General features: G+C 68.8%; 20 protein-coding genes. 7 read left to right on the top strand and 13 right to left on the bottom strand.

The window, feature by feature from the left end; translation table 11 throughout:
- Both AC1RRS_RS23585 and AC1RRS_RS23580 read right to left on the bottom strand, forming a co-directional pair.
- The gene (locus tag AC1RRS_RS23585) at nt 1-3,195 is read right to left on the bottom strand and encodes an efflux RND transporter permease subunit (protein WP_492857318.1); all 3,195 of its coding nucleotides are present in this window, start codon (nt 3,193-3,195) and stop codon (nt 1-3) included.
- A gap of 12 nt (nt 3,196-3,207) precedes the next feature.
- Nucleotides 3,208-4,362, bottom strand: coding sequence for an efflux RND transporter periplasmic adaptor subunit (locus AC1RRS_RS23580; protein WP_492857317.1), 1,155 nt, complete (start codon nt 4,360-4,362; stop codon nt 3,208-3,210).
- A gap of 190 nt (nt 4,363-4,552) precedes the next feature.
- Here AC1RRS_RS23580 and AC1RRS_RS23575 point away from each other — a divergent pair, with 190 nt between their 5' ends.
- Entirely contained in the window at nt 4,553-5,149 is a 597-nt protein-coding gene (locus tag AC1RRS_RS23575; protein ID WP_110119296.1) for a TetR/AcrR family transcriptional regulator, read from the top strand.
- A gap of 31 nt (nt 5,150-5,180) precedes the next feature.
- Here AC1RRS_RS23575 and AC1RRS_RS23570 read toward each other — a convergent pair whose 3' ends face one another.
- From AC1RRS_RS23570 to AC1RRS_RS23555, 4 genes are all read right to left on the bottom strand, one after another.
- Complete coding sequence (locus AC1RRS_RS23570) at nt 5,181-5,792, bottom strand: hypothetical protein (RefSeq protein ID WP_492857315.1); 612 nt, start codon at nt 5,790-5,792, stop codon at nt 5,181-5,183.
- A gap of 44 nt (nt 5,793-5,836) precedes the next feature.
- Nucleotides 5,837-6,700, bottom strand: coding sequence for a rhamnogalacturonan acetylesterase (locus AC1RRS_RS23565; protein ID WP_492857314.1), 864 nt, complete (start codon nt 6,698-6,700; stop codon nt 5,837-5,839).
- 135 nt (nt 6,701-6,835) lie between these two features.
- A complete protein-coding gene (locus AC1RRS_RS23560; protein WP_492857313.1) occupies nt 6,836-8,473 on the bottom strand; it encodes a family 43 glycosylhydrolase in 1,638 nt (545 codons plus the stop codon).
- A 315-nt stretch (nt 8,474-8,788) separates the two neighbouring features.
- Entirely contained in the window at nt 8,789-10,225 is a 1,437-nt protein-coding gene (locus AC1RRS_RS23555) for a sugar porter family MFS transporter (RefSeq protein WP_487292354.1), read from the bottom strand.
- 401 nt (nt 10,226-10,626) lie between these two features.
- Between AC1RRS_RS23555 and AC1RRS_RS23550 the strand changes: the two genes are divergently transcribed.
- Nucleotides 10,627-12,783 carry a TonB-dependent receptor domain-containing protein gene (locus AC1RRS_RS23550; RefSeq protein WP_492857312.1) on the top strand — a complete coding sequence of 719 codons (2,157 nt, stop codon included), beginning with the start codon at nt 10,627-10,629 and terminating at the stop codon, nt 12,781-12,783.
- Nucleotides 12,784-12,908: 125 nt separating this feature from the next.
- On the opposite strand, the gene AC1RRS_RS23545 is transcribed toward AC1RRS_RS23550, so the two are convergent.
- Nucleotides 12,909-13,877, bottom strand: a complete 969-nt coding sequence (locus AC1RRS_RS23545; RefSeq protein WP_492857311.1) for a magnesium and cobalt transport protein CorA — start codon at nt 13,875-13,877, stop codon at nt 12,909-12,911.
- Between the two features lie 131 nt (nt 13,878-14,008).
- On the opposite strand from AC1RRS_RS23545, the gene AC1RRS_RS23540 reads away from it, so the two are divergent.
- From AC1RRS_RS23540 to AC1RRS_RS23525, 4 genes are read left to right on the top strand one after another with little or no spacing between them, the layout of a single operon-like run.
- Nucleotides 14,009-14,302, top strand: a complete 294-nt coding sequence (locus AC1RRS_RS23540) for a PadR family transcriptional regulator (protein WP_492857309.1) — start codon at nt 14,009-14,011, stop codon at nt 14,300-14,302.
- Nucleotides 14,302-14,865, top strand: a complete 564-nt coding sequence (locus AC1RRS_RS23535; RefSeq protein ID WP_492857307.1) for a hypothetical protein — start codon at nt 14,302-14,304, stop codon at nt 14,863-14,865. The genes AC1RRS_RS23540 and AC1RRS_RS23535 overlap by 1 nt, the downstream gene beginning before the upstream one ends.
- Nucleotides 14,862-15,434, top strand: a complete 573-nt coding sequence (locus tag AC1RRS_RS23530) for a hypothetical protein (protein ID WP_492857306.1) — start codon at nt 14,862-14,864, stop codon at nt 15,432-15,434. Before AC1RRS_RS23535 ends, AC1RRS_RS23530 begins: the two co-directional genes overlap by 4 nt.
- Entirely contained in the window at nt 15,431-15,997 is a 567-nt protein-coding gene (locus AC1RRS_RS23525; RefSeq protein WP_492857305.1) for a hypothetical protein, read from the top strand. The genes AC1RRS_RS23530 and AC1RRS_RS23525 overlap by 4 nt, the downstream gene beginning before the upstream one ends.
- Before the next feature lie 120 nt (nt 15,998-16,117).
- Here AC1RRS_RS23525 and AC1RRS_RS23520 read toward each other — a convergent pair whose 3' ends face one another.
- The 6 genes from AC1RRS_RS23520 to xylR all read right to left on the bottom strand — a co-directional run bounded on the left by AC1RRS_RS23520 (nt 16,118) and on the right by xylR (nt 23,923).
- Complete coding sequence (locus AC1RRS_RS23520; RefSeq protein WP_492857304.1) at nt 16,118-17,686, bottom strand: GH39 family glycosyl hydrolase; 1,569 nt, start codon at nt 17,684-17,686, stop codon at nt 16,118-16,120.
- Nucleotides 17,687-17,832: 146 nt separating this feature from the next.
- Nucleotides 17,833-19,614 carry a xylonate dehydratase XylD gene (xylD, locus tag AC1RRS_RS23515; protein WP_492857303.1) on the bottom strand — a complete coding sequence of 594 codons (1,782 nt, stop codon included), beginning with the start codon at nt 19,612-19,614 and terminating at the stop codon, nt 17,833-17,835.
- Nucleotides 19,601-20,470 (bottom strand): SMP-30/gluconolactonase/LRE family protein, encoded by an 870-nt coding sequence (locus AC1RRS_RS23510; protein WP_492857301.1) that lies wholly within the window; start codon nt 20,468-20,470, stop codon nt 19,601-19,603. Before AC1RRS_RS23510 ends, xylD begins: the two co-directional genes overlap by 14 nt.
- Before the next feature lie 144 nt (nt 20,471-20,614).
- Entirely contained in the window at nt 20,615-21,361 is a 747-nt protein-coding gene (xylB, locus tag AC1RRS_RS23505) for a D-xylose 1-dehydrogenase (protein WP_492857299.1), read from the bottom strand.
- A 30-nt stretch (nt 21,362-21,391) separates the two neighbouring features.
- Nucleotides 21,392-22,546: a fumarylacetoacetate hydrolase family protein gene (locus AC1RRS_RS23500; protein ID WP_492857297.1), complete on the bottom strand. Its 1,155-nt coding sequence runs from the start codon at nt 22,544-22,546 to the stop codon at nt 21,392-21,394.
- A gap of 321 nt (nt 22,547-22,867) precedes the next feature.
- Nucleotides 22,868-23,923, bottom strand: coding sequence for a transcriptional regulatory XylR (gene xylR / locus AC1RRS_RS23495; protein WP_487292590.1), 1,056 nt, complete (start codon nt 23,921-23,923; stop codon nt 22,868-22,870).
- A gap of 102 nt (nt 23,924-24,025) precedes the next feature.
- On the opposite strand from xylR, the gene mobA reads away from it, so the two are divergent.
- Nucleotides 24,026-24,550, top strand: coding sequence for a molybdenum cofactor guanylyltransferase (gene mobA / locus AC1RRS_RS23490; protein WP_492857295.1), 525 nt, complete (start codon nt 24,026-24,028; stop codon nt 24,548-24,550).
- The last annotated feature ends 1 nt before the right edge of the window (nt 24,551 follow it).

The raw sequence follows: 24,551 nt of genomic DNA, 5'->3' as shown, positions 1-24,551 counted from the left end.
TCAGTGGCTCTCGGTCGGAGCAACGGGGGCCTCGTCGTGGTGACGGGGCTTGGGCTTGAAGATCCGTTCGACGATCACGAAGAACAGCGGGACGAAGAAGATCGCCAGGATGGTCGCCGACAGCATGCCGCCGATGACGCCGGTGCCGATCGCGTGCTGGCTCCCGGATCCAGCCCCGTTGGAGATCGCCAGCGGCAGAACGCCGAAGACGAAGGCCAGCGAGGTCATGATGATCGGACGCAGACGGATGCGGACGGCTTCCAGAGTGGCTTCCACCAGGTTTCCGGTGCGCTCGTAGATCTCCTTGGCGAACTCGACGATCAGGATGGCGTTCTTGGCCGCCAGGCCCATGGTCGTCAGCAGGCCCACCTGGAAGTAGATGTCGTTGGACAGGCCGCGCAGGGTGGTCGCCAGCAGGGCGCCGACGATGCCGAGCGGGATGACCATGATCACCGACAGCGGGATCGCCCAGCTCTCGTAGAGGGCGGCCAGCAGCAGGAACACCACCAGGATCGAGATGGCGTACAGGGCCGGAGCCTGGTTGCCCGCCTCGCGTTCCTGGGCCGACAGACCGGTCCATTCGAAGCTGATGCCGGCCGGCAGTTGGGCGGCGATCTTCTCCATGGCGTTCATCGCGTCGCCCGAGCTCTTGCCCGGGGCCGGCGAGCCCTGGATGTTCATCGACGACAGGCCGTTGTAGCGCTCCAGACGCGGCGAGCCGTAGATCCAGTGGGTCGTGGCGAAGGCCGAGAAGGGCACCATCTGGCCGGTGCTGTTGCGGACGTACCAGTTGTTGAGGTCTTCCGGCTTCATCCGGTACTGGGCGTCGGCCTGCAGATAGACCTTCTTGACCCGGCCGCGGTCGACGAAGTCGTTGATGTACGACCCGCCCCACGCGGCGCTGAGGGCCGCGTTGATGTCCGAGGTGGTCAGGCCCATCGCCCCGGCCTTGGCCTGGTCGATGTCGATCTTCAGCTGCGGGGTGTCTTCCTGGCCGTTGGGACGCACGCCGACCAGGTTGGGATCCTGGGCGGCCATGCCCAGAACCTGGTTGCGGGCGGCGGTGAGGGCGTCATGGCCCACGCCGCCGATGTCCTGCAGCTGGAAGTCGAAGCCCGACGAGGTGCCCAGTTCCGGCACCGCCGGCGGCACGACGGCGAACACCATCGCGTCGCGGATCTGGCCGAAGGCCCCCATGGCGCGACCGGCGACGGCCGCGGCCTTGAGGTTGGCGGCCTTGCGCTTGTCGAAGTCCTTCAGGCGGACGAAGGCGAGACCGGCGTTCTGGCCCGCGCCGCTGAAGCTGAAGCCCGAGACGGTGAACACCGACTGGACGGCGTCCTTCTCGCCTTCCAGGAAGTGGCTGCGGACCTGGTCCAGCACGCCCTGGGTGCGTTCCTCGGTGGCGCCCGGCGGCAGCTGGACGAGGGTGATCATGATCCCCTGGTCTTCTTCCGGCAGGAAGGCGCTGGGCAGGCGGACGAAGAGCAGGCCCATGACCAGGATGATCGCGCCGTAGATGGCCATCCAGCGGATGCTCTTGCCCAGGATGCCGCGGACGCTGTTCTGATAGCGGCCCGAGACGTCGTTGAAGCTGCGGTTGAACCAGTTGAAGAAGGTGTTGAAGACATTGACGATCGCGCCCAGCGGACCCTTGTGGTCGGTCTGGAGCGGCTCGCCGTGGCCGCGGCTCGACGGCTTCAGCATGGTGGCGCAGAGGGCCGGGGTCAGGATCAGGGCGACGATGACCGACAGGCCCATGGCCGAGACGATCGTGATCGAGAACTGACGGTAGATGACGCCCTGCGAGCCGCTGAAGAAGGCCATGGGCACGAACACCGCCGACAGCACCAGCGCGATGCCGATCAGGGCGCCGGTGATCTCGGTCATCGACTTGCGGGTCGCCTCGAGGGGCGAAAGCCCTTCCTCGCTCATCACCCGCTCGACGTTCTCGACCACGACGATGGCGTCGTCGACGAGCAGGCCGATGGCCAGCACCAGGCCGAACATGGTCAGGGTGTTGATGGAGTAGCCGAAGGCCGCGAGGATGCCGAAGGTGCCCAGCAGGACGACCGGAACGGCGATGGTCGGGATCAGGGTCGCGCGCCAGTTCTGCAGGAACAGGAACATGACGATGAAGACGAGGATGATCGCTTCGATCAGCGTCTTGATCACTTCGTGGATCGACAGCTCCACGAACGGCGTGGAGTCGTAGGGCACGACGTAGCGGTAGCTGGTCGGGAAGCTCTTCTCGAGCTGGGCCATGCGCTCCTTCACCGCCTTGGCGGTGTCGAGGGCGTTGGCGCCGGGGGCCAGCTTGATGGCCAGACCGGCGGCCGGCTTGCCGTTGAACTTGGCGTTCGAGACGTAGCTTTCGGCGCCCAGCTCGACGCGGGCGACGTCGCGCAGGTGGACGATGGCGCCGCCGGTGCTGTTCTTGACGATGATGTTCTCGAACTCTTCCGGCGTCTGCAGGCGCGACTGGGCCGTGATCGTGGCGTTCAGCGCGGTGCCCTGGACGTTGGGCGTGCCGCCCAGCTGACCGGCCGAGACCTGGGCGTTCTGCGCCGTGATGGCGCTCGAAACGTCGGCCGGGGTCAGGCTGTAGGAGGCCAGCTTGTTCGGGTCGAGCCAGATGCGCATGGCGTACTGGGCGCCGAACAGCTGCACGTCGCCCACGCCGTCGACGCGGCTCAGCGGGTCCTGGATGTTGGACGCGATGTAGTCGGCCAGGTCGGTGTTGGTGGTGCTGGCGTCCTCGGAATAGAGGCCGACGACCATCATGAAGTTACGGGCCGACTTGGCGACCGTCAGGCCTTGCTGCTGCACCTCTTGGGGAAGCAGGGCCTCGGCGCTCGACAGCTTGTTCTGCACCTGCACCTGGGCGATGTCGATGTCGGTGCCGGCCTTGAAGGTCAGGGTCGTGGTGGCCGAGCCGGAGCTGTCGCTGGTCGACGACATGTAGTCCAGCCCGTCCAGGCCCTTCATCTTCTGTTCGATGACCTGGGTGACGCTGTCTTCGACCGTCTTGGCCGAGGCGCCGGGATAGTTGGCGGAGACCGAGACCTGCGGCAGGGCGATCTCGGGATACTGGGCGATCGGCAGCGTGCGGATGGCGAGCGCCCCCGCCAGCATGATCACGATCGCGACGACCCACGCGAAGATGGGCCTGTCGATGAAGAAACGGGACAACATGACGGTCCGGCCTTAGCGTTGAGCGGTGATGACGGCGGCCTTCACGGGCGCGCCGGGACGGACCTTCTGCAGGCCTTCGACGATGACCTGGTCGCCGACCTTCAGGCCGGAGGTGACCAGCCACTTGTCGCCGACCGTCTGGCCGACGGTGATCGGACGGGTCTCGGCCGCGCCCTTGGCGTTGACGACGGTCACGGTGGCGGCGCCCTTCGGGTCGCGGCTGACGCCGGCCTGCGGGATCAGCACGCCGTTGGAGGCCACGCCCTTGCCCAGGGTGGCGCGCACGTACATGCCCGGCAGCAGGGTGCCGTTCGGGTTGTCGAAGGTGGCGCGCAGGCCGAACGAGCCGGTGGTCTGGTCGACGGTGACGTCGGCGAACTCCAGGCGGCCGGCGACCGGGTAGGTCGAGCCGTCTTCCAGCTTCAGGGTCACCTGGGCCGAGCCCGAGCGGCCGATCTGGCCGCCGGCCAGGTCGCGCTGCAATTGCAGCAGCTCGGCCGACGACTGGGTCAGGTCGACATAGATCTTGTCGAGGTTCTGGATGGTGGCCAGAGCCGTGGTCTGGCTGGCGGTGACCAGGGCGCCGGGGGTCACCGAGCTCTTGCCGATGCGGCCAGAGATCGGGGCGACCACGCGGGTCCAGCCGAGGTTGATGCGGGCGCTGTCGACGGCGGCCTTCTGGGCGGCGACGTTGGCGGCGGCTTGCTGAGCGGCGGCCTGCGCGTCGTCGTTGTCCTGCTTGGAGACGGCGTTGACGGCGACCAGCTCCTTGTAGCGGTCGGCCTTCAGCTTGGCGGCGGTGTAGGTCGCCTGGGCCTGGGCCAGGCCCGCCTGGGCGCTGTTGACCGCCGCCTGGAAGGTGGCCGGGTCGATCTGATAGAGCGGCTGGCCGGCGCGGACGTAGCCGCCTTCCTGGAACAGGCGGGCTTTCACGATGCCGCCGACCTGCGGACGCACTTCCGAGACCAGATAGGCCGAGGTGCGGCCCTGAAGTTCGCTGGTCAGGGTCACCGGCTCGGTCTTCACGACCACCACGCCCACGGGCGTCGGACCGCCCGCGCCCATGCCGCCCGCGGCTCCGCCCTTGCCTTGCCCGCAGGCGACGAGGGTGAGCGAGACAGCCGCCAGAAGAACCGCCGAAGCGGCGAGCGGACGTTTGATAGCCATGGATATCCCCGGAGCGTCAGAGCGCCGCAAGGAGGGAGGGACCCTTGACGACGCGCCTATGATGAACAATTTGAGAATGAACGTTCATTCTCAATTGCGCTGGACATAGGCCCGGGGTAAGGCGAAGTCAACACCCCGGCAGGCCGGCTCGGTTGACCTGACGGAAATGTAATGGAGAGCGAGACCCTCGATGGTCGACGTGAGTTCAAGCGCCAAGCCGACGCCCGAGGCGCGGCGGCAGCAGATTCTGGATGCGGCCTGCGACATCGTGCGTCGCTCGGGCTTCCATGGCGCCAGCATGGCCGAGATCGCCAAGGCCGCCGGCCTGAGCGTGGGGCAGATCTACCGCTATTTCGAGAACAAGGAAGCCATGGTCGCGGCGATCGTCGCCCAGGACCTGGCCGAGATGCGCGAGAAGTTCGCCGAGCTGGAAAGCCGGCCCGGCACGCTGCTCGACGCCATGCTCGAGCACATCGATGACGCCGTGGGCAAGTGCTACGACCCGCGCCGCGCGCCGCTGGTGCTCGAGGTGATGGCCGAGGCCTCGCGCAATCCCAAGGTCGCCGCCATCGTCCGCGCCGCCGACGAGCAGGAGCGCCTCCTGGCCCGCAGCATGCTGGAGCGCAGCCGCAAGCCCGAATGGAGCGACGAGGAGTTCGCTGCCCGCACCGAGATGATCGGCGCGATGTTCGACGGCCTGGTGATGCGCAGCGTCAACCACCCCGACCAGGACCGCACGGCCATCGCCCAGACGATGAAGGCGGTCCTCACCTGCCTGCTGGGGTAGGGGGTCCGTTTCCTGCGTCCTTCGAGACCTCCTAGGAGATCCACAGGCCCAGGCTGCCGACGATCCGCCAGTCGCCGTAGGGATCGCGCCGCATGAGGACGAGGCCGCCGAACCCCGCCAGCGGCGCTCCGGCGACGCCGGCATAGGCCAGGGCCTCGGTTCCGTCCGGCGAGACCACCGGCAGGCTCAGGCCGTAGATCAGGTGCGTATAGGGTCCCGTCGGCTTGGGGCCGGCGACGGCCTCGACGGTCGCGTCCAGGCGGGCGCCGCGCTTCCCGGCCTCGTCGCGCACGGCCGCGCAGTCGAGAGCGTTGGCGGGCGTCGCCGCCTTGAAGGCGCGGATGGTCGCCGCGGCGGGCGGCTTGACGATGTCGGGCCCGTCCTGCGCCGGACGCCAGCGGGAAGGCGGATAGGCGGCGATATCCAGCTGCGGATCGGCGACGAGGCGGCGGACGCTGTCGGCGGCGCCGTTGCTGAAGGCCGTCTTTCCCGGCGTAGACCGACGGAACACGTCCTCCACCAAGGTCCTGGCCGCCGCGCAGGCCTGGGCCTGTCGTGGCGAAGGCTTTTCGGCGGCCAGCGGCGGCGAGGCCAGGCCGAGGGCGAGCGTCAGGGCGGCGAGGGCGAGGCTGGGGCGGATCATGTGTGCAGATTACGCGCGTAACTGGAAAGCGCCAGCCCCTGTCGCTACGGCACCAGATACCGCCGCAGCGCCGGCACGGCGACGGCCAGTTCGTCGGTGACGATCTTCGAGAAGTAGTCGGCGCCGTCGCGGCCCAGGTGGGTGTAGTCGAACGACAGCTTGGCCTGGCCCATCGGCTCGACGGCGGCGTTGTTCTGGGCCTGGGCGGCGGGGGCCGCGCCGGGCGCCGGGGGAGCCGCCGGCTGGGCGCTGATGGTGGTGCCGGTGCGGGCGGCGGCCAGCACTTCGGCGGACGGCGGCTGCTGGGCGAAGCGCGTGGCTTCCGCCGCGCCCATGGCCTGGACGGCGGCGTAGGACTTGGCGTGGAGGTCCACCAGCGGCGTCCCGGTCTCGGCGGCGACCTTGCGGGTCGCCTCGGCCCAGGGGGCGAGATCGTCGATCAGCTTGCCGTCCTTGAACTGGCGCCGGGTCAGCGGCGTGACCAGCACCGGCTTGCCGCCGGCCGCGCGCACCTCCTCGACATAGCGCCTGAGGTTGGCCGGGAACTCGGTGGCGAGGTCCGTCGAGCGGCCCGGCTTGCCCGGCTGGTCGTTGTGGCCGAACTGGATCAGCACGTAGGTGTCGGTGAAGCCGCCCGAGCCGATCTCCTTCAGCGCCACGCGCCACGAGCCCTCGGCGCGGTAGTTGCCGCTGGAGCGGCCGCCGCGCGCCAGGTTGATGCAGGCGGCGAACGACGTCAGGTGCTGGCCGCAGAAGCTGGGACCCCAGCCGCCGATCACGGCGGTGGTGGAGTCGCCGACCAGCACGACCTTCACCGCGCGGAAGACGGGCGGCTCGGGTTCCTGGGCGTGGGCGGCGAGTGGAGCCGCAATGAGGGCGGCGGCGAGGAGGAGGGACTTCAGGCGCATGTCAGCTCCGAGGTCTGGGAGGGAAGATGCTCCCCCTCTGGGGGAGCTGTCGCGGAGCGACTGAGGGGGTCTAGCGCCGGCGCTGGCCCCCTCCGGCCCTCTGGGCCACCTCCCCCAGAGGGGGAGGATCTACGGTCAGGCCAGCGCCCGGTACTTGAAGTTCCGGAACCGCGCCGAGCCCTTGCCGGCCGCGTAGAGCCCCGGCTTCAGCATCAGGAAGCCGCCGCGCACATTGTGGTGGTAGCCGCTGACCTCCATGCCGCGGTCGAACCGCTTCCAGGTCGCCCCGCCGTCTCCCGAGGTGTGGAAGGCGACGATGTGGCGGGTGTTGCGCAGGCGCAGGAGCATCTTGCTCCCGTGCGGATTGGCGGGCCGGCCGCGCTCGATGCCGTACTGGTGGGTGACGAAGTTCTTCGTGTCGAACCCCAGGCCGCAATAGAGCTGGCGGTCGTAGAACAGGATCAGCCCCGCCCGGGTCTCCGGATCGACCTCGATCTCGCACTCGATCTCATAGGCCTGGTCGCCATTGACGAAGATCAGCGGCGAGCCCGTCGACGGGGCCTCGCCCGCGCCCTTCAGGGTCAGCACCCCGTTCGCGCGGCTGATGCGGTCCTGCTCGCCCGGTTTGGGATCGAAGAAGTTCCACTGCACGCCGTACTTGTCGGCGCTGAAGTCGTCCGACAGGGCCATGCCGTGCGGGCCGCTCTTGCCGCCCTTGGGTTTCTTGATGGGTTTGGCCAGATCGCCGCCGCCGATCTCGAACCAGCCGTCCTTGGTCCAGGTGACCGGGGCCAGCAGGGTCTGGCGGCCCAGGGTCCAGTAGCCGTTCTCGTAGCCGTGATAGACCGTCCACCAGTCGCCGGGCGTCGGACCCTCGACCAGGGTGGCGTGGCCGCGCGACCACCACTTCTCGGCGTTGTCGACGGTGCGGACCAGCGGGTTCTTCGGATGGTTCTCCCACGGGCCGGCCAGCGACCTGGCGCGGGCGGCGATGACCATGTGGCCGGTCGGCGGGCCGGCCGTGCCGCCCACGGCAGTGATCATGTAGAACCAGTCGCCGCGCTTCATCACCTTGGGGCCTTCGGGCGAGAAGCCCTCGACGTCCCAGTCGTCCGGATAGCGCCAGGGGTCGTAGACGTGTTCGGGCTTGCCGACGGTCGACAAGCCGTCCGGCGCCAGCTTGATGCGGTCGCCGCCGGACAGGAACAGCCAGCGCTCGCCGTTTTCGTCGACCACGTGGCCGGGGTCGATATAGCCGGGCAGCTTCAGGTCGATCGGCTCGGACCACGGGCCTTCGATCCTGTCGGCCCAGATCACGTAGCTGGTGTTGTTCTTGGGGAACTTGGCGGGGATGTAGAGGTAGTAGCGGCCCTTGTGCTTGCACAGCTCCGGCGCCCAGACCGAGCCGATGTTGGTCTTCAGGGTCGGCGCCACCGGCGTCCAGTTCACCAGGTCCTTGGAATGCCAGATCAGCAGTCCCGGATAGGCGTCGAACGACGAGTGGGTCATGTAGTAGTCGTCGCCGTCCTTGAGGATCGACGGGTCGGGATGGTCGCCGGCCAGGATGGGATTGAGGAAGGTCCCGTCGCCGAGGTCGGCCTTGCGCTGGCCTTCGATCCCCTTGGTCCAGGTCGGGCCGGTCGCGGTCTTGGCGGGCAGGGCGCCGACGCCTTGCGCCGAAGCCGCGGAGGGCAGGGCGGCGGCTGCCGCCGCTCCGGTCAGTAGGGAGCCCCCCGTTAGCATCAGGGCTCCGCGGCGGCTGAGGTCGGCCATGTGTTTCCTTCCCGAAGACTGGGCCGCGCATCCTGCGTCGCGCTGGCCTGTTACCGGTCACTTAAGCGGCGTGGAGCGGCTTTGTCTACCGGTGTCATAACCCATTTTCCGACGATAACGCTGTCACTGGCGAGGGCAAAAGAAAACGCCCGGGAGCGGGGCTCCCGGGCGTTTGTCTGTCGAGGAACCTCCCCCTGTGGGGGAGGTGTCGCCGAAGGCGACGGAAGGGGGACGTTTTCAGCCGCCGAGGCGCTGGCCTTCATCCCCCCACCGACCGCTTCGCGGTCGCCTCCCCCACAGGGGGAGGTTTTTGCCTCAACCCTCCATCGCCTCCAGCTCCTTGCCACGGGTCTCGTGGATGAGCTTCTGGACGAGGAAGAACGAGACCACGGCGCTGGCCGCGTAGAAGCCGTAGGTCGCCGACAGGCTCAGCTTCGCCATCGACGGGAAGCTGAACGAGATGGCGAAGTTGGCGATCCACTGGGCGAAGCCGGCGACGGCCAGGGCCGAGCCGCGCATCTGGTTGGGGAACATCTCGCCGAGCATGACCCACATGACCGGACCCCAGGAGAGGTTGAAGAAGATCACGTAGAGGTTGGCGGCGACCAGGGCGATCGGGCCGACCGAGGCGTCCAGGTGCAGGGCGCCGTTGACCGTGGTGGCGGTCGAGAAGCACCAAGTCAGCACGCCCAGGGTCACGGCCATGCCGGCCGAGCCGATCAGCAGCAGCGGCTTGCGGCCGATGCGGTCGATCAGGGCGATGGCGGCCAGACAGGCCACGATCGACAGGGCGCCCGACAGGATGTTGATCTTCAGGCTGTCGTCCTCGGTGAAGCCCACCGACTGCCACAGCACCGAGCCGTAGTAGAAGACGATGTTGATGCCGACGAACTGCTGGAAGATCGCCAGGACCAGGCCGGCCCACAGGATCGGACGGATCTTGCGGGTCGTGGGGTCGAGCAGGTCGGAGAACTTCGGCTTGTGGTCGGCGCTCAGTGAGGCGCGGATCTCGGCGACCTTGGCCGCGCCCGTGCCGGCCCCGAACAGGCGCGACAGGATGGCCTCGGCCTGGGCGTCCTTGCCCTTGGCGACCAGGAAGCGCGGGCTTTCCGGAATGGTCAGCAGGGCCAGGAAGAACACGCCGGCCGGGATGACCTGCATCCAGAACATCCAGCGCCAGGCGGGCAGGCCCAGCCAGAACTCGGCGGTCGAGCTGCCGGCGGTGTGGGCCAGCACGTAGTTGGCCACGAACGCGCCGGTCAGGCCGGTGATGATCATGATCTGCTGCACCGACGACAGGCGGCCGCGGATGTTGGCGGGTGTGACTTCCGAGATGTAGACCGGGCACAGCACGCTGGCCGCGCCGACGCCCAGGCCGCCGATCAGGCGGAAGATGACGAAGACGGTCGAGGTGTGGGCCGCGCCCGTGCCCAGGGCGCTGATCACGAACAGCAGGGCCGAGATGATCATCACCGTGCGACGGCCCCAGACGTCGGCCAGGCGGCCCGCCGCGAAGGCGCCGACGGCGCAGCCGATCAGGATGGCGGCGACGTTCAGGCCGGTGCCGAACTCGGTGAGCTTGAAGGCGCTGTTGAGGCCTTCCTGGGTGCCGTTGATGACGCCGCTGTCGTAGCCGAACATGAAGCCGCCGATGGTGGCCACGGCCACGATGGCGGCGACGAAGGCCATGTTCACCTTCGCGCCGTCGGCGCTCATGCCGGCGCTTGGTCCGGCGCTGGAAACTGATGCCACTGGAGTCCTCCCCGAACTGGCTCCCTCTAGGAGCCATGTTTGATCCCTAACGCGCCCCCGTAGGGACCTTAGTTGCCGGCGACCTTAGTGTTACCGGTATCAGCGCGCAAGCGGCCGTTTTTGCGGGATTCCGCTTCCGGCGCCGCCCTCGTCGCCGGGGGATAGTGTCAGGTCCGGCGCGCCTCGCAAGGGGCGATGGCAACGTTGTCATCCGGCGTCGGCCAGCAACGCGTTTGGGCAAGAATTTGCGAGGTGATCGCAAGTATCGTCTCCGCCGCGCAAGAACATTGCCGAAAAGAAATTTGCTCCGCGATCAAAGCCGCGCTTTACGGCTGGAGGTCGAGACCAGCGCGGAACGTCCGCTCGCGGCGCCTCGACCGACGACCTCGGGGGAGCGCGCCTTGCGCCTGAAGATCATCCTGCTTTCCGCCACCGCCATGATCGCGGCGCCGTGCCTGGCCCTGGCCCAGACCGCCGCCCCGGCCCCCGCGCCCGCCGCCCCGAAGGGCGCGGCCCCGGCCGCCGTCGAGGGCGTGACCGTCACCGGCGACAGCACCGCCATGCGCAGCTCGATCGACCGCCGCAGCTACAGCGTCGCCAACGACCTTTCCGCCCGCACCGGCTCAATCGCCGACGCCCTGCGCAACATCCCCTCGGTCGAGGTCGATGTGCAGGGCAATGTCAGTCTGCGCGGCGACAGCAGCGTCACCATCCTGATCGATGGCAAGCCCTCGGGCATGTTCAACGGCGACGGCCGCGGCGACGCCCTGCAGGCCATGCCGGCCGACCAGATCGACCGCGTCGAGGTGATGACCAACCCCTCGGCCGCCTTCCGTCCCGACGGTACGGCCGGGATCATCAACCTGGTCACCAAGAAGACCCGCAAGCCCGGCGGCACGGGCACGGTGCGCCTGAACGCCAGCACCGACGGCCGCTACAACGGCGGCGTCAGCGGCAACTACGTGAAGGACAAGCTGACCCTGTCGGGCGATGTCGGCCTGCGCCACGAGAAGCAGGAAGCCTGGCAGTCGATCCAGCGCCAGACCGCCGCCGGCGCCAGCAGCCAGGACGGCGCCTTCGAGAACAAGGGCGACATGGTCAATCTGCGCGGCGGCGTCGACTACGACGTCACGCCCAAGGACCGCCTGAGCGGCGAAGTCCGCTATCGCCGCATGAAGTTCGATACGACGGGCGAGGAGACCTACGACTATGTCGGTTCGGCCTCCGACTATGCGCGCTCGACCGACGCGGCCATGACGCGCGACAACGCCGGCGTCAGCGCCGACTGGCGTCGCCAGTTCAAGGGCGCCGAGCATCTGCTGACCGCCCACCTGGAGTACGAAGAGACCGAATTCTCGCGCGACTCCAGCGCCGTCAACGACTACGCCGCCGCCAGCGATCTCTACGAGCGGTTCGGCTTCGGGGCCAAGCAGAAGCGCACCAACTTCAAGACCGACTACGCCCAGCCCGGCGTCGGCGGCGGCACGCTGAAGACCGGCGTCGATTTCGAGTGGACCAAGAACGACTACGACAATCACGGCGAGACCGGCCCGTCCTGGAACGCCCTGACGGTCAGCGCCGCGCGCACCAACCGCTTCCTGTACGACCAGGACGTCTACGCCGGCTACGTCACCTACGAGCACGCCTTTGGCGACTTCACCGCCCAGGGCGGGCTGCGGGCCGAGCAGGTGCAGTTCGACGCCAACCAGGTGACCAGCGGCCAGAAGGTCTCGAACGACTACTTCAAGGTCTATCCCAGCCTGCACCTGGGCTACACGGTCAACGAGAACAACAGCTTCAAGGCCAGCTACAGCCGCCGCGTCCAGCGCCCGCAGGTGCAGGACCTGAACCCCTATCCGGTCTATCAGGACCCGCAGAACTACCGGGCCGGCAACCCCTTCCTGAAGCCGCAGGTCACCGACTCGTTCGAGCTGGGCTGGCAGTATCGCAAGGGTCCGGCCTACTACCTGGCCACGGCCTATTACCGCACCAGCGACGGGGTGGTGACCGACGTGGTCCGCGACCTGGGCAATGGCGTGCTGCTGACCACGCGCGAGAACCTCAGCCAGAGCCGCAACGGGGGGCTGGAGCTGGTGGCCAACGGCCGGCTGACGCCGAAGATCAGCTACAACGTCAGCGCCAACGCCTTCTGGAACGAGATCGACGCGACCAACCTGGGCTTCGCCGGCACGCGCTCGGCCACCACCCTGTCGGGCCGCGCCAACGTCAACTGGCAGGCCACGCCCAAGGACTTCTTCCAGATCAACGCCTTCAGCTCGGGCAAGCGCCTGACCCCGCAGGGCCACCGCGAGCCGTTCCAGATGGTCAATCTGGGCTACCGCCGGAAGGTCAACGACCGGCTGTCGCTGGTCGTGACGGTGCAGGACGCGCTGGACAGCTTCGAGGACAAGGTCGTCACCGACACCCCGACCCTGAAGGACGTGACCGTGCGCACCGCCAATGTGCGGGCGGCGTTCTTCGGCTTCACCTGGACCTTCGGCGGCGGCAAGCCCAAGCCCGAGCAGTTCGACTTCGGCTCGGGGGCCGTTGGGGGGTAACGATAGATCCTCCCCGTCTGGGGGAGGTGGCCCGAAGGGCCGGAGGGGGTAAGCGCGGCGCTGGCCCCCTCAGTCGGCTTCGCCGACAGCTCCCCCAGAGGGGGAGCATCTTCTCGCAGCGCCCCCTAAAGCCACCCCGCCTTCTTGAAGCGGCGGTAGAGCAGGGTGCAGACGATGGCGATCACGCCGACCGTCGCCGGATAGCCGAACGCCCACTTCAGCTCGGGCATGTGCTCGAAGTTCATGCCGTAGATCCCGGCCACCGCCGTCGGTACCGCCAGGATGGCGGCCCAGGCGGCCAGCTGGCGGGTGATCACGCCCTGGCGCTGCTGCTCCAGCAGCGAGCTGACCTCGAACACCGAATTGAGCACGTCGCCCAGGCTGCCGATCAGCAGGTCGATGCGGGCGATGTGGTCGCGCACGTCGCGGAAATAGGGCTTCACGTCGGCGTCGATGCACGGCGTGTCGTGGTGCTCCAGATAGCCGGCCACCTGGGCCATGGGCCCCAGCAGTCGCAGGAACTTGGTCAGCTCGCGCCGCAGGGTGAACAGGCGGGTGATCTCGGATCGGCTGAGGAAGGCGTCCAGCGCCCGGTGCTCCATCTGCGCCAGCTCTTCTTCCACCGCATCGACCACCGGCAGGTAGCCGTCGACGATGAAGTCGAGGATGGCGTGCAGCACGTAGTCGCCGCCCTTGGCCAGCAGGGCGGGCGTGGCCTCCAGGTGGGCGCGCAGCTCCAGGTGGGCGCGGGCCGAGCCGTGGCGCACGCTGATCAGGTGGTGGTCGCCGATGAAGATCTCGGTCTCGCCGAACACGACCCGGCCGGCCTCCAGCTGTGCGGTCTTGGCGACCACGAACAGCTGGTTGCCATAGAGATCGACCTTGGGCATCTGCCGGGCGTGCAGGGCGTCCTCGACGGCCAGCGGGTGCAGGTCGAAGCGTTCCTGCAGGATGCGCAGTTCGTCCTGCGTGGGCTCAACAAGCCCGATCCAGACGAACTCGCCCTTGCGCGGCGTCAGGCCGTCGGGGTCGTCGAGGCTGAGCTCGCGCACGCGCTTTCCATCGACATAGGCGTAGGCGGCGACGACGCTCATGCGGGCTCCTGCACTGTTGCTGCCGAAATGGCGTGAACGCGCAGCGGGGGCAAGGGCGCCGCTTGACGATCTTTGCAACATATGTAGAGTTTTGACCGACGCCCTGGCCGGCGTCGCAACGGAGCACGTTCATGCCCGCCGCCCCCCGCAAGCTTTCGCCCCAGTCCCTGGCCGTGCTCGAGGTCCTGCACGGACGCGAGTGGCTCTATGGCCTGGAGGTCTCGGCCGCCACGGGCCTGAAGTCGGGCAGCCTCTATCCGATCCTGATCCGGCTGGCCGATCGCGGCCTGCTGGAAAGCCGCTGGCTGGAGCCCGAGCGCCCCGGCCGGCCGGCCCGTCACGCCTATCGCATCACCGGCGCCGGCCGCTCGGCCCTGGCAGCGGCCCGCCGTCCGTCCACATCCTTGGCCCTTGGGGGAGCCTGATGACTGGAAACCGTAGAGACCTCGCCGCCTGGATCATGGATCGGGCGCTTCGCAAGCCGCCCGCGGGACGGGAGGATTGGGCGCAGGCCATGCAGGCCGAGTTCGCCGCGCTCGACAGGGACCGTCTGTCCTGGGCGGTCGGGTGCCTCGCCGCCACCGCGCGCTGGCGGGCGAGAGGGGAGGCGGCCTACATTGCGTCGCTGGCGGCGGGCGTCGCCTTCGTCGGGGGCTTGGCGCCTCTCGCATACTTCGGGGTGAGCGGCGCGGGGCTGGCCTCCAGGGCCGAGATGGCGCAGATCGTGATGCCGCTGATCGTCGCCGCCCTGGTGCTGGCCGGCTTCGTCATCGCTCTGAACTGGCCCGGCCGCCGGCTGGCGACCGCGGTGGCATTGGGCATCGGGCCCTCGCTGATCGGCAACGCCATGCTCCTGGTCGAGGGGCCGGGACTTCGTCCCATGGGGCCGCAGATGCTGATCGTCCTGCCCCTGGTGGGCCTGGCCTATCTCGGCGCCCTGGCGGGCTCTGCCTTGGGCCGGCGCCGTATGGCGAGGATCGCGCGATGACCGGCCGTGACCTGGCCGCCGCCATCATGGCGCTCGCGACCCGCAATCCGCCCGCCGCGCATGAGGAGTGGGCGCACGCCATGAAGGCCGAGTTCGCCGCGCTCGCGACGGGGCGGCTGTCCTGGGCGCTGGGCTGCCTGGCGACGAGCCTGCGCTGGCGGGCGGCCGGCGAGGCCGGCTATGCAGCGGCGCTGGCCGTCGGCCTGGTGATTGTCATGGCCGCGCTGCCGCTGGTGATCGCCGCCTCGGCCGCCGTCAGGCCAGGCGACCCGAAGGTGGTTTTCAAGCTTCTGCCCATGGTCATCGCCGGCGCGCCGCTGCTGGCCGGCCTCGTCGTCGGGACCTGGCGCGCCGACCGCAAGCTGCTGTCGGCCCTGGTGCTCGGCATGGGGCCGCAGGCGATCAACCTGGTCATGTTCGCCGCGCTGGGCTCGGCCATTGGGTCGAGCATCACCGACGCCTTCGTCGCCTATCTCTTCGTGGGAACCATGATGACGCTGATGAGCTTTGTCGGCCTGCTGACCGCCGCCGGCCTGCGTCGGTTGCGGACGGTGAGGATCGCGCGATGAACGGCCGGCGCGGGGATCTCGCCGACGCGCTCATGGCCCTGGCGACGCGCTATGCGCCCGCCGAGCGGCGCGACTGGGCCAAGGCCATGCAAGCCGAGTTCGCGGCGCTGGAGACTGGGCGGCTGTCCTGGGCCCTGGGCTGCCTGGCGACGGCGCTGCGCTGGCGGGCGCCGGGCGAGGCGGCCTATGGGGCGGCGCTGGCCGGGAGCGTCTATTTCCTCAGCACGACCATGTACTGGCTGCTCTGGCAGGTCATGGCGTCAGGCCTGGTGTCGTTCGACGTGCTGTTCGGGCGGCAGACGGAGCTCATCGCCGTCGTCCAGTTGGCGCTGAGCGGCCTGCTGGGCTTCCAGCGGCCCGACCGCCGCCTGGTCAGCGCCCTGGCCTTGGGCGTCGGCCCGATCCTGGTCGGACTCGCGCGCATCGACGGCTTCCGGCATCTGGACCAGGTGGATCCGGGCACGGCTTTGCAATGGGCCGGGATGCTGACGGTGCTGGGCCTGGGCTATGTCGCGGCGACGCTGGGCGCGGGTCTGCGCCGCCGGCGGCGGCTGGCGGCCTGAGATCCTCCCCCTATGGGGGAGGTGGCCCGGAGGGCCGGAGGGGGTAAGTGCGGCGCCGGCCCCCTCAGTCGGCTTGGCCGACAGCTCCCCCAGAGGGGGAGCATCGACGCCGTCCGATCGCTACGCCCGCTCCAGGGTCACCAGCACCAGGTCGTTCCGGCGCATCGCGAAGTCGATCGTCGCCACGCCGTCCTTGCCGACGGTGATGGTCTTCTCGACCTCCGGCTTGTCGGTCGTCAGGGCCTGGAGCTTGCCCACCTGATCGGCCGAAAGCTTCTGCGGCAGGCCCAGCTCGACATAGGCCGTGTAGGCGTCGTTGGCGCGGAAGCCGGTGCGCTGGGCCTTCAGGCGGTAGCGACCGGGCTTGAGGCCCGCGACGCTGAGCGCGGCGGCCGGGGCGTCGGTCGTCAGCTGGACCTTGGTGTAGAACGAGCGGTTGCTGGTCGGCTGCACCGGCTGGGTGAAGTCCCAGACCAGGGCCGCGACCTTGCCGCCGTCCACCGAGGCCAGAACGCTATTGTCCGTGGACGGAACTTCCTTGCCACGCAGGGCCGCCAGATACTTGTAGGCGAACCACGAGGGCTTGCGGATCCCCTCCGGGTTCATCAGGCCAAAGCCGCCCTGGAACGGCGCGGTGGGCGGGCCGGGCTCCTCGAAGAGGTCGCTGTAGGTCCAGTAGCTCATGCCCTGGACCACGCCTTTCACGCCCTTCAGCTTGGCCAGGATGTAGGCGGCGCTGTGATAGCTGTCGTGCACCGGGTCGCGCGGCGTGTAGCTGGTGCTCCATTCGGTGAAGTAGAGCGGCAGGCCCGGATAGGCCGAGGCCTCGATCTCGCGGCGCACCTTGCGCACGTCGCCGATGATGGCGTCGGGGGAGGGCGACAGCTTGGTGTCGTCCTTGCCGTTCTCGTCGAGGAAGCCGCCGTCGACGCCGTAGGTGTGGGTGGTGACGAAATCGACCGCCGCATTGTTGGCCTTGCAGTAGGCCAGGAACTCCGGAACCCAGGCCGCGCCGGCCGTCGACGGGCCTCCGACCCGCAAGGTCGGGTCGATCGCCTTGATGGTCTTGGCGGTCAGGGCGTAGAGGTCGAAATAGACCTTCTGGTCGGCCTTCTCCCAGAAGCCGTCGAGATTGGGCTCGTTCCAGACCTCGAAGAACCAGCTGCGGACCTCGGCCTCGCCATAGCGGCCGCGCAGGTGCTTGACGAAGGCGTCGATCAGGTGCGCCCAGGGCTCGAACTGGGGATGGGAGGTGTTGCCCTTCCACCAGAAGATCGTCAGGTCCGAGGTCTTCATGGCCTCGGGCGTGAAGCCAAGCTCGATGAAGGGCTTGAGGCCCATGGCCAGCAGGCGGTCGTAAAGCTGGTCGATCTTGGTCCAGTCGTAGACGATCTTGCCGTCGGGACCTTTCTTCACCGTGCCCAGCACGTCGTGGAAGATGGCGTGGAAGCGGATGTAGCGGAACTTCAGCTCGTCGGACGCCGTCTTCAGCTGGGCCAGGCTGTCGTCGCGCAGCAGGGTGCCGGGATAGTCCGAGCCGATGGAGAGGTCGAAGAACCGGTCGACCGGGCTCGTCGCCTTGGCGACGTCCAGCGCGATGACGCGCTTTTCGGAAGCGGCGAAGGCGGGCAGGACCGGCAGCGCTGTCAGGCTGGCGGCGGCGGCCATCAGGCGGCGGCGCGAGAACATGGCTTCGTTTCCTCTTCCCGATCGGTTTCTTGGGCGGCGTGAAAACCTTGTCCTTCGACAGGCTCAGGATGAGGTTTTCAGTCGAACCGCCGGAGCAGAAGGACCTCACCCTGAGCTTGTCGAAGGGCGAGGTCCGCAGTGCTGGCTCAGTGATTATGCCTGGGCAGCTTGGCCGCCAGGTCCTGGTACTTCACGGCGAATTCCAGCACCCCGCCGGTGTCGAGCTGGCCGGTGTGGGCGCGGTAGATCTCCTGCCAGGGGGTCATGGTCTCCGGCACGGCGGGGATGCCTTCCTTGCGACGCTCGGTGATCACGGCCTCGTCCACCAGGGCGTCGCAGCGGCCGGTGTTGATGTCGATGCGGATGGTGTCGCCGGTGCGCAGCCACGACAGCCCGCCGCCGATCGCGCTTTCGGGCGAGGCGTTGAGGATCGAGGGGCTGTCGGCGGTGCCCGACTGGCGGCCGTCGCCCAGGGTCGGCAGGCTCATGATCCCCTTCTTCAGCAGGTGATCGGGCGGCTGCATGTTGACCACCTCGGCCGAGCCGGGCCAGCCGATCGGACCCGCGCCGCGGATCACCAGGATGCAGCTCTCGTCGATGTTCAGGGCCGGGTCGTTGATGCGGGCGTGATAGTCGTCCGAGCCGTCGAAGACGATGGCCCGGGCCTCGAACACGCCTTCCTGGCCCGGCTTGGACAGGTAGCGCTCGCGGAAGTCGGCGCCGATGACGCTGGCTTTCATGATCGCGAAGTCGAACAGATTGCCGCGCAAAACGAGGAAACCCGCTTTTTCGGCCAAAGGCTGCGCGTAGGGGAAGATCACCTCGCGGTCGCCGGTTTCGCGGCCCTGCAGGTTCTCGCCCATCGTCTTGCCGGTGACGGTCAGGACGTCGCCGTGCAGGCGGCCCTGCTGCAGCAGTTCCCACAGCACCGCCGGCGCGCCGCCGGCCCGGTGGAAGCGCTCGCCGAGATACTTGCCGGCCGGCTGCATGTTGACGATCAGCGGGATGTCGTAGGCCGCCCGCCAGTCGTCGGCGGTGACTTCGAGCCCCGCATGCCGCGCCATGGCCGCGATGTGCGGCTGGGCGTTGGTCGAGCCGCCCGCCGCGGCCACCAGGGCGATGGCGTTCTCGAAGGCCTTCTTCGTCAGGATGTCCTTGGGCTTGATGTCCTCGTAGGCCAGGTCGACGATCCGCTGGCCGGTCTTGTAGGCCATCTGGCCGCGCTCGCGGTACGGGGCGGGGATCGCCGCGCAGCCGGTCAGCGACAGGCCCAGAGCCTCGGCCACCGCGTTCATGGTCGAGGCCGTGCCCATGGTGTTGCAGTGGCCGGCCGAGGGGGCCGAGGAGGCCGCGCGCTCGATGAACTCGGCCTCGTCGATCTCGCCGGCCGCCAGCTTGCGGCGCGAGCGCCAGATCACCGTGCCCGAACCGACCAGTTCGCCCTCGTGCCAGCCGTCCAGCATCGGTCCGCCGGACAGCACGATGGCCGGAATGTTGACCGTGGTGGCGGCCATGATGCCGGCCGGGGTGGTCTTGTCGCAGCCGGTGGTCAGCACCACGGCGTCGATCGGATAGCCGTGCAGGGTCTCCACGAGGCCCAGGTACGAGAGGTTCCGGTCCAGGGCCGCCGTCGGACGACGGCAGTTCTCGAAGATCGGGTGGACCGGGAATTCCATCGGAATGCCGCCGGCGTCGCGGATGCCGTCGCGGATCCGGGTGACCAGGTCCAGATGGATGCGGTTGCACGGCGAGATGTCGCTGCCGGTCTGGGCGATGCCGATGATCGGCTTGCCGCTGCGCAGCTCTTCCGGGGTGATCCCGTAGTTCATGAACCGCTCCAGATAGAGCGCGGTCATGTCGATATGGTCGGGATTGTCGAACCAGTCGCGCGAGCGGAACCGGCGGGGCGTGCGATTAGCGGAGGTCAAGGCGCACCTCGTATTGCGGCTGGCCGGCGACGTCGACGGGCAGGGCGAACAAGCCGCCGCACAGCGGGGCCGCGGCCAGCTGTTCGTCGCTGAGGCCCTTGCGGGCCGTGGTGAAATAGAGGGTCTTCAGGTCGGGGCCGCCAAAGCACGGCTTGGTGACGTTGATGGCGTCGAGCAGGACCCGGCGTTCGATCTCGCCGGTCCGCGTAATGCGCAGGGCGCCCTGACCGCCCCACAGGGCCGTCCAGACGTAGCCCTCGGCGTCGACCACCGAGCCGTCGGGCCAGGCGTTCTCGATCTCGAGGCGGAAGAACTCGCGCTTGTTGGAGAGCGCGCCTTCGGGCGTGACGTCGAAGGCCCAGATCACCTTTGCGAGGGTGTCGGTGTGGTAGAAGGTCTTGCCGTCGGGCGAGACCGCCGGACCATTGGTGATGCAGATCCCGGCGTCGTGCCGGGTCAGCGAACCGTCGGCTTCGAGCCGGTAGAGCGCGCCGCTGTCGGCCTCTTCGCCGTCGTGCATGGTGCCGAACCACAGGCGGCCTTCCGCGTCGACCGTGGAGTCGTTGGGGCGGTTGTCGAGGCCGGCGTCCTCGATTTCGGAAATGAAAGTGAAGCCCAGCTCGGGCGTGAAATGGTGCAGGCCGCTCTTCAGGCCCGCCACGAAGCCGCCGCCGACGCGCGGGGCGACGAAGGTCACCTGGTCGGGGGCGTCCCAGCTGGCGGTCTCGCCGGTGGCGGGGGTGTAGCGGTGGACCCGGTGGCCCTTGATGTCGACGAACCAGACGGCGTCGCCATGCCAGATCGGCCCTTCGCCGAGCGTGGCCTTCAGGTCCCAGACGCAGGTGGGGGCAGTCATAGCGCTTCGTCTCCTCCTACGGCGCTAGACCCCCTCAGTCGCTCCGCGACAGCTCCCCCAGAGGGGGAGCATCTAGCGCTTCAAATCCTCCCCCTCTGGGGGAGGTGGCCCGGAGGGCCGGAGGGGGTCCTTCGCCGACCTATCTTATCGCCAGCCGGCGTCGATCCAGTACTCGTGGCCCGTGCACAGGCTGCCGTCGTCCGAGGCCAGGAACAGCACCAGCGAGGCGACGTTGGCCGGCAGGATGCGGCCCTTGACGGCCTGGGCCTTGACGATCTCGGCCTCGCCTTCCGGGGTGTACCACTTCTCCTGGCGCTTGGTCTTGACGTTGCCCGGCACCACGCAGGTGACGCGGATGTCGTCGGGGCCCAGTTCGCGGGCCAGGGCGCGGGTCATGCCCTCGATGCCGGCCTTGGCGGTTTCGTAGAGGACCAGGTCCTCCAGGCCCAGGTGCCAGCTGATCGAGCCGAAATTGATGATCGCGCCGCCGCCGCGCGCCTTCATGCCCGGAGCCGCGGCCTGGGCGCAGAACAGCATGTGCCGCAGGTTCACGTTCATGCGGTTGTCCCAGTAGGCCGGGGTCACGTCGGCCAGGCTGTGACGGTCGTCGTTGCCGGCGTTGTTGACCAGCACGTCGATGGGACCGATCTCGGCGAAGAAGGCCTTCACGGCTTCCAGGTCGGTCAGGTCGACCTTCTTGAAGGCCGGCTTGATCGGGGCGTCGGCCAGGTCGGCGACCAGGGCCTCGGAATCCTCGACGGCGATGTCGACGAAGATCACTTCGGCGCCTTGCTTGGCGAAGGCGGTGGTGATGCCCGCGCCGATGCCGGAACCGCCGCCGGTGATGACGACGCGCTTGCCCTGGAGGCTGGGATAGATGGCGGAGGACATGCGCTTAAGCCTGGAAAGAGGAAACGAGGGTCACAGCAGGCCGCGGCCGGCCAGATTGCGGATCAGGGCCGAGATGCCGAAGGTCCAGGGCTTGGCCTGGTCGCAGGTGGTCACCTCGTTCTCGAGCACGCCCAGCTTGGGGGTCGAGACACGGACGCGGTCGCCGACTTTATGGGTGAAGCCCTGGCCGGCGGTGTCGCGGTCCTGGATCGGGGCGAACATGGTGCCCAGGAACAAGGCGAAGCCGTCCGGATACTGGTGCTGCCGGCTGTAGGCCTGGCTCGCCAGCACGGCGGGGTCGCGGCTGATCAGGCTCATGTTCGACTTGCCGTCGAGCACGAAGTTGTCGCGGCCGGTGATCTTCAGCTCGACCTCGGCGCCGCGCACGTCGTCGAGGCTGAACGAGGCGTCGAACAGGCGGAAGAACGGGCCGATCGAGCAGGAGGCGTTGTTGTCCTTGGCCTTGCTGAGCAGCAGGGCCGAGCGGCCCTCGAAGTCGCGCAGGTTGACGTCGTTGCCGAGCGAGGCGCCGCGGATCTCGCCCTGGCCGTCGCACAGCAGCACGACTTCCGGCTCGGGGTTGTTCCAGTGGCTGTCGGAACGGACGCCGACCTGGTCGCCCCAGCCCATCGACGACAGCGTCGGGCCCTTGGTGAAGATCTCGGCGTCGGGGCCGATGGCGACCTCGAGGTACTGCGACCACAGGCCGTCCTTGATCAGGGTCTGCTTCAGGCGCTCGGCGCCTTCGGATCCCGGGTTCACGCTGCGCAGGTCGCCGCCCATGCTTTCGGACAGCTGCTCGCGGATCTTCAGGGCGGCGGCGGCGTCGCCGCGGGCGCGCTCCTCGATCACCCGCTCCAGGGTCGAGACGGCGAAGGTGACGCCGGCGGCCTTGAGGCATTGCAGGTCGACGGGGGCCAGCAGCTTGGCGGCGGCGTTGCCTTCACGGTCGTCCCAGACCGGGCGCAGGTCGAGCTTTTCCAGCGGACCCTTGTCCTCGCCGCGCGGGATCGCGTCGCCCGGGGCGTAGGCGTTCATCAGGTCGGCGACGGTGGGGGCGATCTTGCTGACGTCCTCGACGTGGCCGCCGCGGATCAGGACGGGGGTCGGGCCCTGGCCGAAATCGATGCGGCCCAGAAGGGTCGCTTCCCGCCAGTCCTCGGGAAGGTATTGCGTCACGCCCACCGCGTTTTCTCCCTGTCGCGCGAGCGGATCTTTGCGAACGCCCGCTACGCTTCGTAACTCCCCGACTTGTTAGCGCTAACATGTGGAGGGGCGCAAGGGAGTTGTCTGACAACTCAAAACTCACGTCTGCCGGACGCTGTTCGCGCCGTACTGAGTCCACCTCTCCCATGGGGAGAGGGAGGGGCCCGCGCCGCAGGCGTGGGAGGGTGAGGGGGTAAGACGTTGGAGGTTTTGGCGAGGGGAAGGGCGGCCGGCCGCGTAACCCCTCACCCTCCCAGGCTATCGCCTGGGCCCCTCCCTCTCCCTCTGGGAGAGGTGTTTCTAGGTCGGCGCAGGCCCCGCCGAGTCCCGCACGATCAGCGTGTGCGGATGCATCAGCTGCCGGGGCTCGCCCGTGCCGTCGCGGTGGCGGCGGATCTCTTCCAGCACCAGGTCGACGGCGGCGCGGGCCATGGCGGCGATGGGCTGGTGGACGGTGGTCAGGGCCGGCCAGATGTTGGCGGCGATCGAGGTGTCGTCGAAGCCGACGATCGAGACGTCGCCCGGCACGTCCAGGCCCAGGCGGTGGGCCAGGCCGGCGGTGGCGGCGGCCATGTCGTCGTTGGCGGCGAAGATGGCGGTCGGCCGGTCCTTGACGTTCAGCAGCCGCTCGGCCGCCTCCAGGCCCGAGCGATAGGTGAAGTAGCCCTGCTCGATCCGGACGTCCTCCTGCGGGATGCCGGCGGCCTTGAGGGCGGTCATGAAGCCGTCCATCCGCTGCTGGCTGACCGTCTGGTTGGGGTGGCCCTTGATGAAGCCGAAGCGCTTGTGGCCCAGGCTCAGCAGGTGCTGGGTCAGCTCGAAGGCGGCGGCTTCGTTGTCGATGCGGATGGTGGCCATGTCGCTGCTGGCCATGCCGGGGGCGACGGCCACGGCGGCCGCGCCGGCGGCCTTCACCTCGGCCAGTACGGTCTGGGATTCGCAAAGGGGCGGGGGCAGGATCAGGCCATCGACGCCGGTCTTCAGCAGACGGGCCAGGGTTGCGCCGGCCAGCTCCGGCTCGGCGCACTTCTCGATGACGATCTGTGAGCCGGTGCGGCTGCTCTCGTCCAGCGCCCCGACCAGGAACTCCGACAGATAGCCGGTCGAGGGGTTGTCGTAGAGCAGGCCGATGCGGAACGGCGCGCTGCCCGCCAGACTGCGGGCGGCCGGGTTGGGGGCGTAGTTGAGCTCGGCGATGGCCGCTTCGACCAGGGCCCGGGTCTCTTCCTTGACGGTGGATTCGCGGTTGATGACCCGCGAGACGGTCATGGGCGACACCCCGGCCCGCGCGGCGACGTCGCGGATCGTGGCGCTCTGGCTGCTGCGGCGCCGCGTGCGCTCGGTGCGTTCGTTCATGACTGAGAAGTCCGTCCCTTTTGGGCGAGTCTAGACCGTTTCTCGCGCCATGGGGAAGCGCGGCCTTGGTAGCGGTCTCCGGGCGGGCGTAAGGAGGGCGTCATGACTGCGTTTGGCGCCATCATTCTCTGCGGCGGCGGCTCTGTCCGGATGGGGCGGGACAAGGCCTTGCTGGACTGGGACGGCGTGCGCGCCATCGACCGCGTCGCGGCCCTGGCCCGGGCGGCGGGGGCGGAGGCGGTGCTTACGGCTGGGCGCGACTACGGGATCGACTGGGTTCCCGATCCGGAGGACGGGGCGGGTCCGGTCGGCGGGGTGCTGGCCGGGGCCGAGGCGCTGCGGGCGCGGGGCTGCTCGCGGGCGCTGGTGCTGGCGGTCGATGCGCCGACCCTGACGGTGGACGACCTGGCGCCGCTGCTGGCGGCGGAGGCGGGCGCGACGTTCGACGTCTCGCCCGTGCCGATGGTGCTGCCGCTCGGGGCCGTGCCGGCAGGGGCGCTGCCGGGCTGGCCGCTGCGGCGGCTGGTCGAGCGGGCGGGGCTCGTGGTTTTGGAATGTCCGGAGGGCGCGCGGGCGCGAATCCTTGGGGCCAATACGCCGGAGGAGCGGGCGCGGCTGAAGCCGTAAC

The organism is Caulobacter sp. GW821-FHT12A07 (genome assembly GCF_058807655.1).
The sequence above is the reverse complement of the archived record's forward strand: the minus strand, read 5'-3'. Positions and strand labels throughout refer to the sequence as shown.